Annotated in this window: 14 protein-coding genes and 1 tRNA gene; 12 read left to right on the top strand and 3 right to left on the bottom strand. The window is 41.4% G+C overall.

Translation table 11 applies throughout. The features are described 5' to 3' along the window. Positions 1-11: 11 nt before the first annotated feature. On the bottom strand, positions 12-1340 hold the full coding sequence (locus tag FAX86_RS11620) for a TRZ/ATZ family hydrolase (protein ID WP_144393579.1): 1329 nt from the start codon (positions 1338-1340) through the stop codon (positions 12-14). 308 nt (positions 1341-1648) lie between these two features. Here FAX86_RS11620 and gyrA point away from each other — a divergent pair, with 308 nt between their 5' ends. From gyrA to FAX86_RS11570, 10 genes are all read left to right on the top strand, one after another. Continuing rightward, positions 1649-4276, top strand: a complete 2628-nt coding sequence (gene gyrA / locus FAX86_RS11615) for a DNA gyrase subunit A (RefSeq protein WP_144393578.1) — start codon at positions 1649-1651, stop codon at positions 4274-4276. Between the two features lie 146 nt (positions 4277-4422). Beyond that, positions 4423-5511 carry a 3-phosphoserine/phosphohydroxythreonine transaminase gene (gene serC / locus FAX86_RS11610; RefSeq protein WP_144393577.1) on the top strand — a complete coding sequence of 363 codons (1089 nt, stop codon included), beginning with the start codon at positions 4423-4425 and terminating at the stop codon, positions 5509-5511. Positions 5512-5605: 94 nt separating this feature from the next. Beyond that, positions 5606-6295, top strand: a complete 690-nt coding sequence (gene cmk / locus FAX86_RS11605) for a (d)CMP kinase (protein ID WP_144393576.1) — start codon at positions 5606-5608, stop codon at positions 6293-6295. Positions 6296-6404: 109 nt separating this feature from the next. Beyond that, positions 6405-8114, top strand: a complete 1710-nt coding sequence (gene rpsA / locus FAX86_RS11600; RefSeq protein WP_281286411.1) for a 30S ribosomal protein S1 — start codon at positions 6405-6407, stop codon at positions 8112-8114. Positions 8115-8244: 130 nt separating this feature from the next. Continuing rightward, positions 8245-8538: an integration host factor subunit beta gene (gene ihfB / locus FAX86_RS11595; RefSeq protein WP_144393574.1), complete on the top strand. Its 294-nt coding sequence runs from the start codon at positions 8245-8247 to the stop codon at positions 8536-8538. A gap of 92 nt (positions 8539-8630) precedes the next feature. Further along, positions 8631-8924, top strand: coding sequence for a LapA family protein (locus tag FAX86_RS11590; RefSeq protein ID WP_144393573.1), 294 nt, complete (start codon positions 8631-8633; stop codon positions 8922-8924). Continuing rightward, positions 8925-10103 (top strand): lipopolysaccharide assembly protein LapB, encoded by a 1179-nt coding sequence (gene lapB, locus FAX86_RS11585; protein WP_144393572.1) that lies wholly within the window; start codon positions 8925-8927, stop codon positions 10101-10103. Between the two features lie 6 nt (positions 10104-10109). Further along, positions 10110-10829 carry an orotidine-5'-phosphate decarboxylase gene (gene pyrF / locus FAX86_RS11580; RefSeq protein ID WP_144393571.1) on the top strand — a complete coding sequence of 240 codons (720 nt, stop codon included), beginning with the start codon at positions 10110-10112 and terminating at the stop codon, positions 10827-10829. 76 nt (positions 10830-10905) lie between these two features. After that, positions 10906-11208 carry a ComEA family DNA-binding protein gene (locus tag FAX86_RS11575; RefSeq protein ID WP_144393570.1) on the top strand — a complete coding sequence of 101 codons (303 nt, stop codon included), beginning with the start codon at positions 10906-10908 and terminating at the stop codon, positions 11206-11208. Positions 11209-11313: 105 nt separating this feature from the next. Further along, positions 11314-12786 (top strand): mannose-1-phosphate guanylyltransferase/mannose-6-phosphate isomerase, encoded by a 1473-nt coding sequence (locus FAX86_RS11570; RefSeq protein WP_144393569.1) that lies wholly within the window; start codon positions 11314-11316, stop codon positions 12784-12786. 18 nt (positions 12787-12804) lie between these two features. Here FAX86_RS11570 and rrtA read toward each other — a convergent pair whose 3' ends face one another. Together rrtA and FAX86_RS11560 are read right to left on the bottom strand one after the other, a co-directional pair. Further along, positions 12805-13407, bottom strand: coding sequence for a rhombosortase (gene rrtA / locus FAX86_RS11565; RefSeq protein ID WP_144393568.1), 603 nt, complete (start codon positions 13405-13407; stop codon positions 12805-12807). A gap of 94 nt (positions 13408-13501) precedes the next feature. Then, positions 13502-13578: transfer RNA gene (locus tag FAX86_RS11560), tRNA-Asn, on the bottom strand. Positions 13579-13794: 216 nt separating this feature from the next. Between FAX86_RS11560 and uvrB the strand changes: the two genes are divergently transcribed. Both uvrB and galE read left to right on the top strand, forming a co-directional pair. Beyond that, positions 13795-15798, top strand: a complete 2004-nt coding sequence (gene uvrB / locus FAX86_RS11555; RefSeq protein WP_144393567.1) for an excinuclease ABC subunit UvrB — start codon at positions 13795-13797, stop codon at positions 15796-15798. Between the two features lie 40 nt (positions 15799-15838). Further along, on the top strand, positions 15839-16855 hold the full coding sequence (gene galE / locus FAX86_RS11550) for a UDP-glucose 4-epimerase GalE (protein WP_144393566.1): 1017 nt from the start codon (positions 15839-15841) through the stop codon (positions 16853-16855). Positions 16856-16891 lie beyond the last annotated feature (36 nt).

Below are 16891 nucleotides of genomic sequence, written 5' to 3'. Positions count from 1 at the left end.
GTTGTGCTCTATTAATGATTTAACTCTTTTCGCATGCGTGCTTGCCAGTGCTCGATAATATTTAGTAAGTCATTGTACTGAATATCCGTAAATTCACCATCGTTAAGCTGAAGCTTCCCCGACGTCCAAACATGACTGACTTGATCGCGCGAAGCAGCGTAAACTAGTTGTGAAACAGGATCGGTGACTGGCTGAGTTGCAATGTGGTTTAAGTTAATGGCACACAAATCTGCTGCTTTACCCACTTCAATACTACCGCAAACACTTTCTAAGCCAAGTGCTTTTGCGCCACCCAGTGTTGCCGCATGTAACGCGTCGTGTGCTGAAAAGCAACTTGCATCACCAGCCGTTACTTTCGCCAGTAATGCAGCCGAGCGCATTTCTCCAATCATATCAAGGTCGTTATTGCTGGCACAGCCATCGGTGCCTAACGCAATGTTGATGTTGCTTCGCTGAAATTGAGCAATGGGAGAGAAACCGCTGGCGAGTTTCATGTTCGACTCTGGACAATGCATGACGTGGACACCGTTGTCTTTAACCAGTTTTAAATCGTCGTCATTGATGCTGGTCATATGAACTGCTTGAAAAGAGGGTGATAATAACCCCAGTTGATGAAGTCGTGCGAGTGGACGTTCACCATGCTTATCGATAGATTCATTCACTTCGTGCTCAGTTTCGTGCACGTGCATATGAATACCAATATCGAGTTGATTGGAAAGAGTTGCTATTTTTTGTAAGGTTTCGTCGGAAACTGTATAAGGGGCATGAGGCGCTAAACTGAAGCTAACTAAGTTTTCACCTTTGAATTCATCGTAAACGGCGAGCCCTTTATGGAGATATTCTTCAGCATCTTTTGCCCAGGCTGTTGGAAATTCTATTATGGTGAGTCCAATCACGGCACGCATTGAATGATTGATAGCAGCTTGTGCTGCTTTGTTAGGCATAAAATACATGTCATTAAAGCAAGTGGTTCCACTTTTAATCATTTCTGCGATAGCCAATTGTGTACCCTGATAAACAAATTCGTCACTCATCAACTTAGCTTCGGCGGGCCAAATATGATTTTGCAACCATTCCATTAAAGGGAGGTCATCGGAATAGCCTTTCAGCAAGTTCATTGCTGCGTGAGTGTGTGAATTTACGAAACCCGGTACAAGAAGGTGGTCGGAAAGATCATACGTATTTTTTGCAACGAATTTTTGTTGCAATGTCTCTTGTGAATCAAGGGCGACTATCTTGCCCTTATCGATCGCGACACCGAAATGTTCATGGACGGTTTGGTTTGCATTTACCGGAGCAAGCCATCGACTAAATATTAAAGAATCAATCGGTTGAGTCACAACAATTTTCCATTATCGAGTAATAATTTTGCCGGAGTATATCATCTGTCTTCGTTGCGGCTAAAATTACTTTGTGTACTGAATAATAAACCTTTTTACGATGGTCATTTCTCGTTAGATTGCGCGTTAATTTGAACAAATTTTTGCATTTGAACAATTAATAATCAAGGGATGGCTTTTTTTGTGCAAAAAGAGTCCGGATACGCAAAAAACTCGGTACCGATGCTGCGAATCATGGTATAATCCGCCCTGTTCAAGGATTGGTCAGCTAACAATAACTAACTGAAAATAAAGGTTTTTTTGTATTTATGGGTGAGTTTGCAAAAGAAGTCCTTCCGATTAACATCGAAGATGAATTAAAAAATTCCTATCTAGACTACGCAATGAGCGTTATTGTCGGGCGAGCATTACCTGATGTGCGCGATGGTCTGAAGCCTGTACATCGCCGCGTACTTTATGCGATGAACGAATTAGGCAATGATTTTAACAAGCCGTATAAGAAATCAGCGCGTGTTGTTGGTGATGTGATCGGTAAATATCACCCTCATGGTGATACCGCTGTTTATGACACAATCGTCCGAATGGCTCAGCCGTTTTCGTTGCGATATATGTTAGTCGACGGGCAAGGGAACTTTGGTTCCGTTGATGGGGACTCTCCGGCGGCAATGCGATATACCGAAGTTAGAATGGCCAAAATGGCACATCGATTGTTGGCAGATCTCGATAAAGAAACGGTCGATTTTGAAGAGAACTACGATGGCAGTGAATCTGAGCCGACAGTTTTGCCAACTCGCGTTCCTAACTTATTGGTTAATGGTTCATCTGGAATCGCCGTTGGTATGGCAACCAACATTGCGCCACATAATTTAACTGAAGTTATTAATGGATGTTTGGCCTTAATAGATAATCCTGAAATTGAATTATCCGAATTGATGGAGCATATACCCGGACCTGACTTCCCTACCGCCGGAATTATTAATGGGCGAGCAGGCATTCTTGAAGCTTACCGTACTGGTCGTGGACGAATTTATATTCGAGCGCGAACTCATATCGAGACTGACGAAAAGTCAGGCAAAGATAGCATTATTGTTACAGAATTACCTTATCAGGTTAACAAAGCCCGACTCATTGAAAAAATAGCTGAGCTCGTCAAAGACAAGAAGATTGAGGGGATCACTGGACTTAGAGATGAGTCCGATAAAGATGGAATGCGAATGGTTATTGAACTTCGCAAGGGCGAAGTGCCAGACGTCACTTTAAACAATTTATATGCTCAAACGCAGCTGCAAACTGTGTTTGGTATTAATATGGTTGCTCTGGAAAATAACCAGCCACGAATCTTTAACTTGAAAGATATGCTAGATGCTTTTGTTAAGCATCGTCGTGAAGTGGTAACTCGTAGAACTATCTATGAGTTAAGAAAAGCACGAGAAAAAGCACACGTACTTGAAGGCTTGGCGATTGCTTTGGCCAACATTGATGAAATTATCGCGTTGATCAAGAAGTCTCCTAGCCCTGCGGTGGCGAAGGAAGAATTAGTTGCAAAGCCTTGGGCTCCTGGTCAAGTTGTCGATATGTTGGAGCGAGCAGGAACTGATGCCTGTCGTCCTGATGGCTTAGAGTCTCATTTTGGATTGGTTGATGGTCAATATCACTTATCACCAGAACAAGCTCAGGCAATTTTGGATTTACGATTGCACAAGCTGACTGGCTTAGAGCACGAAAAAATCATTGCTGATTATCAAGAATTGTTGGCAACGATAGCTGAGCTTCTAGCAATTTTGTCGAGTAATGAGCGATTACTCGAAGTGATACGTGAAGAGCTTGTTGCGATTCTTGATGAGTTTGGTGATGAGCGAAGAACCGAAATTACCGATAGTAGTGCTGACTTATTAATTGAAGATCTTATCACGGAAGAAGATGTGGTTGTAACATTGTCGCATCAAGGGTATGCCAAGTATCAACCACTAGCGGATTACCAAGCTCAACGCAGAGGTGGGCGAGGTAAGTCTGCCACTAAAATGAAAGATGAAGATTTTATTGAAAAGCTAACGGTCTGTAGCACACACGACACGATTTTATGTTTCTCTAGTAAGGGTAAAGTTTATTGGTTGAGAACCTTTGAGTTGCCTCAAGCGGGCAGAGGTTCACGCGGAAAACCCATCGTTAATGTGTTACCTCTCGATCCCGATGAGCGCATACAATCAATATTACCCGTTGACGGTTATGATGAAGACAAGTACGTCTTTATGGCGATGGCTTCTGGTACTGTTAAAAAGACGTCACTTGAGCAGTTTTCTCGTCCTCGTAAAGGCGGAATTATTGCCGTCAGTTTAGATGATGATGACGCATTAATAGGAACCGTCATTACAGAAGGCGATGACCAGTTAATGTTGTTCAGTGACGCTGGAAAAGTGATTCGATTCAGTGAGCAAGATGTTCGAGCGATGGGGCGAACAGCGCGCGGTGTTCGTGGTATGAAATTACATGAAGGACAAACCGTTGTTTCTTTGGTTAAAGCATCGCATGAAGGTGAAGTGCTGACAGCAACAGAAAATGGCTACGGCAAACGTACAGCCATGGACGATCATCCGGTGCGTGGTCGAGGTGGTCAAGGTGTTATATCTATCATTGCCAGTGACCGAAATGGAAAAGTTATCAGTGCAGTTCATTGCTGCGATGGTAATGAGATTATGTTAATTACCAGTAACGCTACTTTGGTAAGAACACGTGTTGATGAGCTTCGAGTGATGGGAAGAAACACTCAAGGTGTGCGTCTTATTCGATTGGATGATGGTGACTCATTGGTTGGCATGGAGCGTATAGAAGAGCTTGAAGATGCTGCTGATATTGAAGCGTTGGAAGACAATGAATCTTCAGCTGAAACTAATAATGACACAGCTGGTAGTGACGCGGAGTCAGGTGAAGAGAATTAAATAATTGTAGTGGTGATTTAATTCAAAGAATGCCGTAGTTCATGTCCTATTGATATTTAGGAATTGGATTTTATGAGGCATAATTAAAGAGTCGTTTTTTAACGACTCTTTTTTGTTTCTCGCTAAAAATTATTGAGTAAGTGAATATGCAAAAACATTGGCCTCCTTTTAATTTTAGTGCCGGACCTGCTATGTTGCCGAAAAAGGTTATGCAGATTGCACAACAGGAGTTTTTAGATTGGCATGGTACTGGACTATCGGTGATGGACTTTAGCCATCGGGGTAAAGAGTTTGCTTCCATTGCCGAAAAGGCTGAAACCGATTTAAGAGAGTTAATGTCCATTCCCGACAACTATAAAGTTTTGTTTTCGGCCGGTGGCGCTAGCTTGCAGTTTGCAATGGTTCCTCTAAATTTTTTAAGAACTCAGGCCGTTTACGTTAATACTGGAATTTGGGGCAAAAAAGCGATTGGTGAGGCAAGTAAATTCGGCAACGTGTCTGTTGTAGAAGCGTTGCAAAGTGATGATGGATTGCTGTCTATCGTTCCCGAAAAGCAGTGGGCTTTCTCTGACACTTTTGATTATTTTCATTTAACGACGAACGAAACTATAGGTGGCGTTGAGTTTTTAAATTTTCCTAAGCATGGAAAGGGTCGCTGGATTGCGGATATGTCATCGAATATCCTTTCTAAGATAATAAATATCGAAGATTTTGCTTTAATCTATGCCGGCGCACAAAAAAACATAGGGCCGGCAGGGCTCTCGATCATTATTGTCCGTGATGATTGGCTTCAAAAAGAATTGCCACCCACTGTTCCCAGTTTAATGCAATATAAAGTTTTGGCAGAAAATGACAGTATGTACAATACTCCTCCCACTTACTCATGGTATTTGGCGGGACTTGTTTTTGATTGGATAAAGCGCCAGGGCGGAGTTGAAGAAATGGAACGTCGAGCCGATGAACGATCGACGATCTTGTATGAATACATCGATAACAGTGAGTTTTATCGTAATCCCGTTAAGCCTCATTGCCGTTCGCGAATGAATATTCCTTTTATACTACAGGATGAATCTTTGAATGAGATGTTTTTGGCTGAAGCAGAGCAATTTGGATTGGTTAATTTAAAAGGTCATCGAAGTGTTGGTGGAATGAGAGCCAGTTTATACAATGCCATGCCCATTGAGGGTGTTGAGGCTTTAGTTGAGTTTATGAAAGACTTTGAAAAAAGAGCTTAGCACCGAATTTTGATTTAGGAATATTCCGTTTACTACTTGTGTTTTAACTCGGTTTGATTAAAATGGCGCCACTTTTTAAACAACTGGTGTGGCCATGTCGAATTCTCCGGTGATTACAATTGACGGACCTTCAGGTTCTGGAAAAGGAACAATTGCATTTCGTTTATCGAAAACTTTAGGTTGGCCGATCTTGGATAGTGGCGCAATTTATCGAGTGCTCGGTTTTGCTGCACACCGTTCGAATCTAACTCCTGACCAAACTGAAGAAATTACCGAGCTTGCCAGAAATCTTCCACTTGAATTTAAAACTGACGATGCATCTAACGAAGTTATCGCATATCTTAATGACGAACCCGTTGGTGATTTAATACGCACAGATGAAGCTGGTCAAAGAGCCAGTCAAGTTGCATCGATTCCAGAAGTTAGAGAAGCCTTACTGCAAAAACAACGTGATTTTAATAGGGCTCCTGGTTTAATAGCTGATGGAAGAGATATGGGAACTATCGTTTTTCCAGAAGCTGAAGCGAAAGTGTTTCTCACCGCAAGCGCCGAAACACGGGCGTCTAGGCGGTATAATCAGTTGAAACAAAAGGGAATTGATGCTAATCTAGCCGCCATTTTAGAAAGCATAAAAGCACGCGATGAGCGTGACCGCACTCGCACCGTGGCCCCACTGGTACCCGCGGGGGGTGCTTTTGTTGTTGATAGCTCATCTTTATCGGCTGACGAAGTCTTCTCACAAGTGCTTGATTATGTGACAGAAAAACTTCAGGAGAGTTCCTGAAGTTAACATTGAATTTTGGTACTCGCTGCACGGACGATAGTGAGTTTTTAAACAGCCCCGGTTTTTCAGGATGTGACTAACTGGACGAAACAAGGTCACTTTTTTACTAGTGACTCAACAATCTAGGAATCAGGTAATGAGCGAAAATTTCGCAGAACTGTTTGAACAAAGTCTTCAAGAAGTAGAAATGCGCCCAGGCGCAATCGTGACAGGTACTGTTGTTGCTATCGACAGCGAAATGGTAACTGTAAATGCTGGCCTCAAGTCTGAAGGGGTAATCCCTCGCGATCAATTCACTAACTCAGCGGGTGAATTGGAAGTTGAAGTTGGTGATGAAGTTGAAGTTGCATTGGATGCCGTTGAAGATGGCTTCGGTGAAACTCGATTATCTCGTGAGCGCGCGAAGCGTTTCGAGACTTGGAAAGAACTTGAGAAAGCTCACGAAGCGGGCGAAAAAGTTAATGGTGTTATCACTGGTAAAGTTAAAGGTGGTTTCACAGTTGAAATTAACAAGATTCGTGCGTTCTTACCCGGTTCTTTAGTTGATGTTCGTCCTTTAAGAGACACAACTCACCTTGAGAATAAAGAATTAGAATTCAAAGTTATTAAGCTTGATCAGAAGCGAAATAATGTTGTTGTTTCACGTCGTAGCGTTATCGAAGATGAAAACAGCGCAGAAAGAGACGAGTTACTTGCTAAGCTGAATGAAGGAGCTGAAGCAAAAGGTATCGTTAAGAATCTTACTGATTATGGTGCATTCGTTGATTTGGGTGGTGTCGATGGTCTATTGCATATCACTGACATGTCTTGGAAGCGTGTTAAGCACCCATCTGAAATTGTTCAGGTTGGTGATGAGATAAACGTTAAAGTTCTTAAGTTTGATAAAGACAAGCAACGCGTTTCTCTAGGTCTGAAGCAGCTTGGTGAAGATCCATGGGTTGATATCGCGCGTCGTTATCCTGAAGGAGCACGAATTTATGGTCGTGTTACTAACTTAACTGATTACGGTTGTTTCGTTGAAATTGAAGAAGGCGTTGAAGGTCTTGTTCACGTTTCTGAAATGGACTGGACTAATAAGAACATTCACCCAAGTAAGGTTGTTAGTCTTGGTGATGAAGTGGAAGTATTGGTTCTTGATATTGATGAAGAGCGCCGTCGTATTTCTCTTGGTATCAAACAATGTAAAGTTAATCCTTGGAATGAGTTTGCGTCTAAGCACGACAAGAATGACCGTGTTTCTGGCAAGATTAAATCAATCACTGATTTCGGTATTTTCATCGGACTTGACGGTGGAATCGATGGTTTGGTTCACTTGTCTGATATTTCTTGGAGCCTACCAGGCGAAGAAGCTGTTCGTGATTTCAAGAAAGGTGATGAGGTTGAAGCCGTTGTTCTTGCTGTCGATGCAGAGCGTGAGCGTATCTCGCTAGGTATTAAGCAAGTTGATGAAGATCCTTTCTCTAGCTACATGTCAGGAAACTCTAAAGGCTCGATTGTTAACGGTAAGGTTACTGAAGTTGACGCTAAAGGCGCTAAAATCGAGTTATCTGATAATGTCGAAGGATACCTTCGAGCTTCTGAAATCAGTGCAGAGCGTGTCGAAGACGCTTCTAAGCACTTGAATGTAGGTGATGAAGTTGAAGCTAAGTTCATCGGTGTTGACCGTAAAAACCGTGTAATTAACTTGTCTATCAAGGCAAAAGATCACGCCGAAGAGCAACAAGCAATTAAAGACTTCAGCAAAGAGCAAGGCGATGAGTCTGCTCCAGCGACTCTTGGTGACCTGTTGAAAGAAAAAATGGATCAACAAGACGCCTAATTACCTCTCTAATTGAGATTAAATGCACTTAATCCTTTGATTAGGTGCATTTTTTTTTGATCTCAAGGCCCGTTTTGTACTATTTTAAATAGACATAACCTTTTGAATAACAAAGGAAACGGGTTTTCCAATGACCAAATCTGAATTAATTGAACGTTTAGCCGCGCATCAGACGCAGCTTTCAGCTAAAGACGTTGAGTTGGTAGTTAAAAGCCTTTTAGAGCATATGGCTCAAGCCCTCGCTCGAGGTGAGCGGATTGAGATTCGAGGATTTGGCAGTTTCTCGCTCCATTTCAGGGCTCCTCGGACGGGCAGAAATCCTAAAACAGGCGATGCAGTGCGTCTTGCTGGCAAATACGTTCCTCACTTCAAGCCCGGTAAAGAGTTGCGTGACAGGGTTAATGAAAGTCTCCAGAATAATTAAATCACCGTTTATGTGAAATACATAAGGCATGTCATTGACCTGCCTTTTTTTATACCTGAAAATTACATTATTTATTCAATCAGGAGTTTTGTGTGCGAGGCGTCATATATTTTTTTATTTTCTTATTAGTTTGCACACTTTCTATTCTATTTTTTGCCCAGAATGATCAAGAAGTAGTATTAAGTTATTTTATTGGTCAAAGTAATATTCCACTCGCTTTTATTATGGTGGGATTTTTAGTGCTTGGTTATTTAGTTGGCTGGATAAGTTTAAGTGGCACCATGCTAAAGCATAAAATTCAAATCCGGCAATCTAAGCGTCAATTAGAGCAAAAGTCGAAAGAAGTAGAAAACTTACGCTCATTGCCCATCAGGGATGACTATTAGATGGCAGAAATGTGGTTTTATCTGTTGGTAGCTCTTTTGCCTGTTGCTGCGTACAGTGGATTCCGGTTCGGTCGTAAAAGTGCAGAACGAAAACTTCATAGACAAACAGCTGGCTTGTCTCGTCAGTATTTTGATGGATTAAACTATTTATTGGATGAGCAACCCGATCGAGCGATTGATACCTTTGTCAAAATGTTAGAGGTTGACTCTGAAACGGCTGAAACTTATTTAGCGCTTGGAAATATGTACCGAAAACGTGGTGAAGTCGATTTAGCAATACGGTCTCATCAGGTATTAATTGCTCGTCCCTCGCTTGATTCAAAAACTCGAAAAAAAGCGCTATTGGAATTAGGTCTCGACTACATGGCTGCTGGATTGTTTGATCGCGCAGAGAGTATATTTAAAGACTTAATTCAAGAGTCGAGACACAAGGCGACCAGTTTGCGACAGTTGATGCAAATTTATCAGCAAACGAAAGATTGGAGTAACGCAGTAACTGTCGCAGAGCAATTGCAAACGGTTGACAATAAAGATCATGCTGCAGAAATCGCTAACTTCTATTGTGAGTTGGCACAACAGCAAGTGTCTCAGAACCACGTTAAGGCAGCTTTTCAGTCATTAAAGAGAGCGATTAACATTGACTCAAAATGCGTCAGAGCGAATATGATTAGAGGGGAGCTATCGATTCAGGAAGGGCAATATAAACAAGCCCTCAAGTATTATCGAGAGTTAGTTAAGTTTAATCCAGAATTTGTCTCTGAAGTTTTAGAAGCTATAAAGTCATGTTATGAAAAGCTAAATGATCTGAAAGGCTATAAAAGCTTTCTTAGAAACACTTTACCTTATAGTGTCAGTGTTTCTGTAGTGCTTGCTTATGCTGACTTACTTAGAGAAGAAGAAGGAGAAGCAAAAGCGGCACAATTTATTTCGGATCAATTAGAGCAAAAACCTTCACTCAAAGGTCTTCTATCATTAATAGACATTCAGATGTCGCAAATTGGTTCTGCGGCTCGATCCTCTTTAGAAGTTTTGCATCGAATCATTCAACGCTCATTTGATTCAAAACCAACTTATCGATGTAGCCACTGTGGGTTCAGTGGTAAAACACTATTTTGGCAGTGTCCAAGCTGTAAATATTGGGGAGCCGTAAAACCCATTGTTGGCTTGGAAGGAGAGTAAATTAAAATGGCACAATCTTCAGACCCGAGCATTATTGTTGCATTAGACTTTAATCAAGAAAAATCAGCTTTCGATTTAATTGAGCAACTTGATCCTGAGCGTTGTCGCTTAAAAGTCGGTAAAGAAATGTTTACTCTTTTTGGGCCACAATTTGTGAAGCAACTTGTTGAAAAGCAATTTGATGTCTTTTTAGATTTAAAGTTTCATGATATTCCAAATACAGTTGCCAATGCGTGTAAAGCTGCTGCTGACCTTGGAGTATGGATGGTGAATGTTCATGCATCCGGTGGCGCGAAAATGATGACTAAAGCGAAAGAGGCGCTAACATCGTACGGTGAAATGAAGCCCAGACTTATTGCGGTCACTGTACTCACCAGTATGTCTCAGGATGAATTGGCTCAAACAGGAGTTAATCGAGCTCTGCAAGACCAGGTTTTAAGCTTGGCTGAGTTGTCGAAAGAATCTGGATTAGATGGCGTGGTTTGTTCTGCTCAAGAAGCTCGAATACTCAAATCACGTTTAGGAGCCGATTTTAAGTTAGTTACACCTGGAATTCGACCCGCAAATTCAGCTAAAGATGATCAGACAAGAGTTCTAACACCCGAACAAGCGATTACCCAAGGGGCGGACTATCTTGTCATTGGCCGACCTATCACTCAGTCTGGCAATCCGCTTAAAGCATTGTGCGATATTTCTGATTCTATTCAATCGCTATTGTCAGAGTAATATCTCATCAATACAATAGCGCCATCTGTTTGGAGATAAACAGATTTAAGTTGTTAACTATTGAAAGGGAATATTTATGAAACTTTTAAAATCTTTATTTTTAGCTGGAATGTTAACTTTGGGCGTGTCTATGCATGCTGACGCCAAGGATGTGGCAAATACTGATGTGGTTCAATCTGAAATCGTTCAGGTAAATATAAATACTGCGACACCAGAAGAAATATCAGAGTTATTGTCTGGAATAGGTGAAAAGCGAGCGCAAGCTATAGTTGAGTTGCGAGAGCAATTAGGTGGATTCGAGCGAGTTGAGCAATTACTTGATGTAAAAGGAATTGGTGAAGCTACTTTGAATAAAAATAGAGCAGCAATTAAACTTTAATTACGTCAAATTGAGAAAAAGGCCCAGTTTGGGCCTTTTTCATTTCTAACCCGATAATAATTAAGTTAATATTATTTGAAAGGTTGTACAAAGCAAGGACGTATTATGAAACTTTATCCTGTCATTCTTTCTGGCGGTGCAGGTACTCGATTATGGCCTGTTTCTCGTGATTTATTCCCTAAGCAGTTAGTTAATCTGACTGAGAATTCCAGTTTATTTCAAAAGACTTTAGAGCGCTGTGAGCTACTGAAATCGGTGAGTAGTCAATTTTCGATTGAACCGCCGGTTGTAGTCTGTAACGAGCAACATCGTTTTCTGATTGCTCAACAAGCACAGGAGCTGGGATGCGAATTAACCTCGATTATATTAGAGCCTTCTGCTCGGAATACTGCGCCGGCTTTAACTCTGGCCTCTGTTTTTTTGTCTAGTAAAGATCCTGATGCATTGATGCTTGTTTTACCGGCTGATCATGCTATTGAGGAACCATCTATTTTTGCAGAGAGTATCATTAAACTCTCGTCTGAAATTTCACAGCAAGCGAGTATAGGTGTCTTTGGTATAAAACCAGCATGGCCGCATACTGGATACGGTTATATTGAAGCAACAGAAAAATCAGGTAGCGAAGTTTTCGCTGTATCCTCTTTTAAAGAAAAACCCGATCAAGCTACCGCTGAATCTTATTTAAATGCAGGAAACTATTTTTGGAACAGCGGTATGTTTGTGACTAAAGCATCCGTTTGGAACCAATCCATAGAAGCTCTACAGCCTAAAATATTAGAAGCCTGTTCCAAATCTATGAAGGGTGCTCAAGAAGATTTAGATTTTGTGCGAGTTGATCAGTCTTCTTTTGAGGCATCTCCTTCTGATAGCATTGATTATGCTGTTATTGAAAATATCGAGTCACTTAAGAAGCTAAATATTTCTGTTCATATGATTTCTCTTGATTGTAGTTGGACGGACTTAGGTGCATGGTCAAGTGTATCGGATTATATGAGTGCTGATGAAAAAGGAAATGTTTCCGTTGGTGATGTGATGCAAGAGGATAGCACTAACACATTTGTTATGAGTCAAGAAAGACTTGTGGCAACACTGGGTGTTGACAATTTAGTGGTTGTTGAAACCCCTGATGCTGTGCTTGTTGCAAATAAAGATAAAGCTCAAGACGTTAAAAAAATTGTTGCCCGTTTGAAGTCGGAAAATCGGGATGAACATTTGGTTCATCGCCGTGTCTATCGCCCTTGGGGGAATTATGAAACAGTTGATTTTGGTGAGCGCTATCAGGTAAAGCGAATTGTCGTAAATCCAGGAGCCTCCTTATCGCTACAAATGCATCATCATCGAGCAGAACATTGGATTGTCGTTCATGGTACCGCAGAAGTAACCTGCGATGATAAAACGTTTTTGTTGACGGAAAATGAGTCAACCTACATTCCAATTGGTTCAACTCATCGATTGGTTAATCCTGGTAAATTTCCACTCGAATTAGTCGAAGTTCAATCAGGTAGTTATCTCGGAGAGGATGATATTGTGCGCTTCGATGATGTATATGGTCGTCAGAATGAGAAGGTTATTGGTTAACTTTCTCAAATCATAAAGTTAGTCTCTATTCGCAAATTCTTCTGAGCGGTTTTGGTTGGTATAGAACAGATAAATTATGCCAACAGCGAAGCCGCAGATTGCGCCCCAAAGATGTGCATCAATAGCAACATTGGATTGGATTAGTTCTTTTATCGATTCTGAGCTGCCATAAACTTGCTCATAGCCCAGTTTCATTGTCACACCAATGACTAGCAGAACAGATAGCAATTTGTTCTTTCTAAAATCGGCTAAGCCAAAAGCCACTATGGTTCCATGTAGCCCACCGGATAAACCAACATAACCCTCAAGATCGGGAGAAAAAGCGAACAGTAATAGTGTACATCCTAGAAGAGGCGTTAATAAAAATATCCATTGCCAAAGGGGGTCGCCAAGATCATTGTAGACAAACCAGATCAAAAACAAGCCTCCAATGTTCAATAATAAGTGTGGCCAGTTGGAGTGTAAAAAATTTCCGGTGACTAGTCGCCAGAGCTCACCGTCTGAAATCAAACTGCGTTGGTAGGAAAGAACTTCATGTAGCTGTTGATTAAAAGCAGCAAGCAATATTGCGATTGAAGCGATGATTAACGGTATTTGATATTGCCGAAGTAGTTGGCCCATGGCTTATCTCGCTTATCTGTTGAAATATTGATAATACTGTATGAAATTTTCTTACGGAAACAAAAAAGGCCGCAATAAGCGGCCTTTTCTAATTTGGCTCCCCCTCCCCGATTTGAACGGGGGACCTGCGGATTAACAGTCCGTCGCTCTAACCAGCTGAGCTAAGGGGGAATTGTCCGTCCCTCTCGGAACGGAGCGCAATATTATAAGATGACTTTGGGCGGGTCAACAGGCAATTTAAGAAAAATGCGAAAAAATTTAAATTTGTCGACAAATAATACACATTTGACCAAAAGATGATCGGAAATTATGAGTGTGTCTCGATGAGTGGTGACTGCTTAAGTTATAATGCAGGTCTATTGTGAAAATGTGAGTGCTTAATCGCGGATGTCGAAACCTTACAAGCTAAATACGCCTTTTAAACCCGCCGGTGATCAGCCAAAAGCAATTGAGCGGCTACTAGAGGGGTTAGATGATGGCTATGCGCACCAAACTTTGTTGGGTGTCACAGGTTCAGGTAAAACTTATACCATGGCAAATGTTATCGCTCGTTCTGGTAGGCCTACGTTAATCATGGCGCCGAATAAAACACTTGCTGCTCAGCTATACGGTGAAATGAAAGAGTTTTTTCCAGAGAATGCCGTCGAGTATTTTGTCTCTTATTATGATTATTATCAACCTGAAGCCTACGTTCCGACTACGGACACGTTTATCGAAAAAGATGCATCGATTAACGACCACATTGAACAAATGCGTTTATCTGCAACTCGGGCGATTCTAGAGAGAAAAGACGCCATAATTGTAGCCTCCGTTTCTGCAATTTATGGATTAGGAGATCCTGAGAAGTTTCATTCAATGGTGATGCATCTCAAAGTTGGTGATGAAATCGATCAACGTGGAGTCTTACACCGGTTAGCCGAACTACAATACACGAGAAATGATTTGGATCTTCAACGGGCGACTTATCGAGTCAGAGGTGACGTGATTGATATTTTTCCTGCTGAATCCGAGCGAGATGCGATTCGAGTAGAGTTGTTTGATGATGAAATTGAGCAAATCAGTCAGTTCGATCCTTTGACAGGTGAAATTATTAAAAAGATGCCAAGAGTTACTGTGTTTCCTAAAAGTCACTATGTTACAGGTCGACAAACGGTATTGGATGCGATTGAAGAAATAAAGGAAGAGCTTAAACAGCGTCTTACGACATTTGAAAAGGAACACAAGCTCATCGAAGCACAGCGTATTGATCAAAGAGTGAAGTTTGATATTGAAATGATGATGGAGCTTGGTTACTGCTCGGGTATTGAAAACTATTCCCGTTATTTATCTGGCAGAAAACCAGGTGAAGCACCTCCGACTTTATTGGATTATTTGCCGGATGATGCATTAATGATTATTGATGAATCTCATGTGACGGTCCCACAAATTGGAGCCATGTTTAAGGGCGATCGTTCTCGTAAAGAAACATTGGTTAATTACGGCTTTCGTTTGCCATCGGCGTTGGACAATCGTCCGCTCAAATTTGATGAATTCGAAAGAATCGCACCGCAAATAATATTTGTTTCGGCAACTCCCGCCGATTATGAAAAGGAGCAATCCGGACAAATTGTCGAGCAGGTAGTTCGTCCGACCGGCTTGCTCGATCCTGAAGTTGAAGTGCGACCCGTTTCAACGCAAGTTGATGATTTACTGTCTGAAATACAAAAGCGAGTGGCCATTAATGAACGAGTATTAGTCACAACCCTTACGAAGCGAATGTCAGAAGATTTAACGGATTATCTGATGGAGCATGGCGTTAGAGTCCGTTATTTGCACTCAGATATTGATACTGTGGAAAGAATGGAGATTATAAGAGATTTACGGCTCGGAGAATTCGACGTTTTGGTTGGTATCAATTTGTTAAGAGAAGGGCTCGATATGCCCGAGGTGTCTCTTGTTGCTATTTTAGATGCCGACAAAGAGGGATTTCTTAGATCTGAACGTTCTCTAATTCAGACAATCGGTCGTGCTGCTCGAAATTTAAATGGAAGAGCCATTTTGTATGGTGATCGTGTAACAAAATCAATGCAAAAAGCCATTGATGAAACAGAGCGTCGAAGAACAAAACAGAGACAGTTTAATAAAGAGCAAGGTATAACACCGAAGGGAGTAAAACGTGCAATTGCCGATGTAATGGAAATTGGCGGTTCTCGAGAGAGAGGAAAAGTTCGTCTGCAGAAGGTTTCCGATAAGAAAGGTAGTTATCGAGCTATGACCCCTGCACAGGCTGAAAAAGAGATTAAAATACTTGAGAAACAAATGATGGAGCATGCGAAAAACTTGGAGTTTGAGCAGGCTGCATCGGTCCGTGATAAAATTACGCAATTACGTGAACAAGCTTACGTTCACTAGTTAATGGTTTGGATATTGAGTTAAGAGTGAGGGAATCGTCATGAAGTCTGTGCTAGTTACTGGAGGAACCGGTTATATTGGGAGTCATACCGTTATTCAATTAATTGAAGCGGGGTTTGAGGTGGTTATTATCGATAATCTCTCTAACTCGAAAGAAGTCGTATTGGATCGAGTCGAATCCATAACGGGTGTTCGTCCAATATTTTATCCTTACGATATTCGGAATTTCGACGCACTAAGAGAGCTTTTTGATCAATATGATTTTGAGTCGGTCATTCATTTTGCGGGCTTGAAAGCAGTCGGTGAGTCTACTGAAATTCCCCTAAAATATTACGATAATAATGTTTCAGGCACAGTTACTTTATGTGAAGCGATGGCCGAAGCCGGATGTAAGAATATTGTTTTTAGCTCTTCTGCAACGGTTTATGGTGATCCCGCTTCTGTTCCAATACTTGAAAATTTTCCCACCAGCACGACCAACCCATATGGCTCGAGTAAGCTCATGGTTGAGAATATTTTACAAGACTTGCAGGCTTCAGATCCTGAATGGACGGTTTTTCTATTACGTTACTTTAATCCGATCGGTGCCCATAAAAGTGGGACTATTGGTGAAGATCCTCGAGATATTCCAAATAATCTTCTTCCCTATGTGACACAGGTCGCTGTAGGTAAGCTGGAGCAGTTAGCTATATTCGGAGACGACTACCCAACGAAAGATGGAACCGGAGTAAGAGATTATATTCACGTAGAGGATTTGGCTTCTGCCCATGTAAAAGCAGCACAACAGGCCTCTAATTTTAAGGGAACTAACATTTATAATTTAGGTACAGGGAGAGGATATTCTGTATTAGATATTGTTAAAACTTTTGAAGAAGTTACAGGACAGTCGGTCAATTATAAAATTTCCGAAAGGCGGCCTGGAGATATTGCTGAATGTTGGGCTGATCCATCTCTGGTTGCAAAAGAGTTAGGGTGGAAAGCTCACCGAGAATTGTCAGAGATGCTTGAAGATGCTTGGCGATGGCAATCTAACAATCCAAACGGTTATGATTCTTAGATAATAATTTTATGACTACAAATTAGACGTAATTAT

It is taken from the genome of Pleionea sediminis, assembly GCF_007570825.1.
GTDB classification, from domain to species: Bacteria; Pseudomonadota; Gammaproteobacteria; order Enterobacterales; family Kangiellaceae; genus Pleionea; species Pleionea sediminis.
The sequence above is the reverse complement of the archived record's forward strand: the minus strand, read 5'-3'. Positions and strand labels throughout refer to the sequence as shown.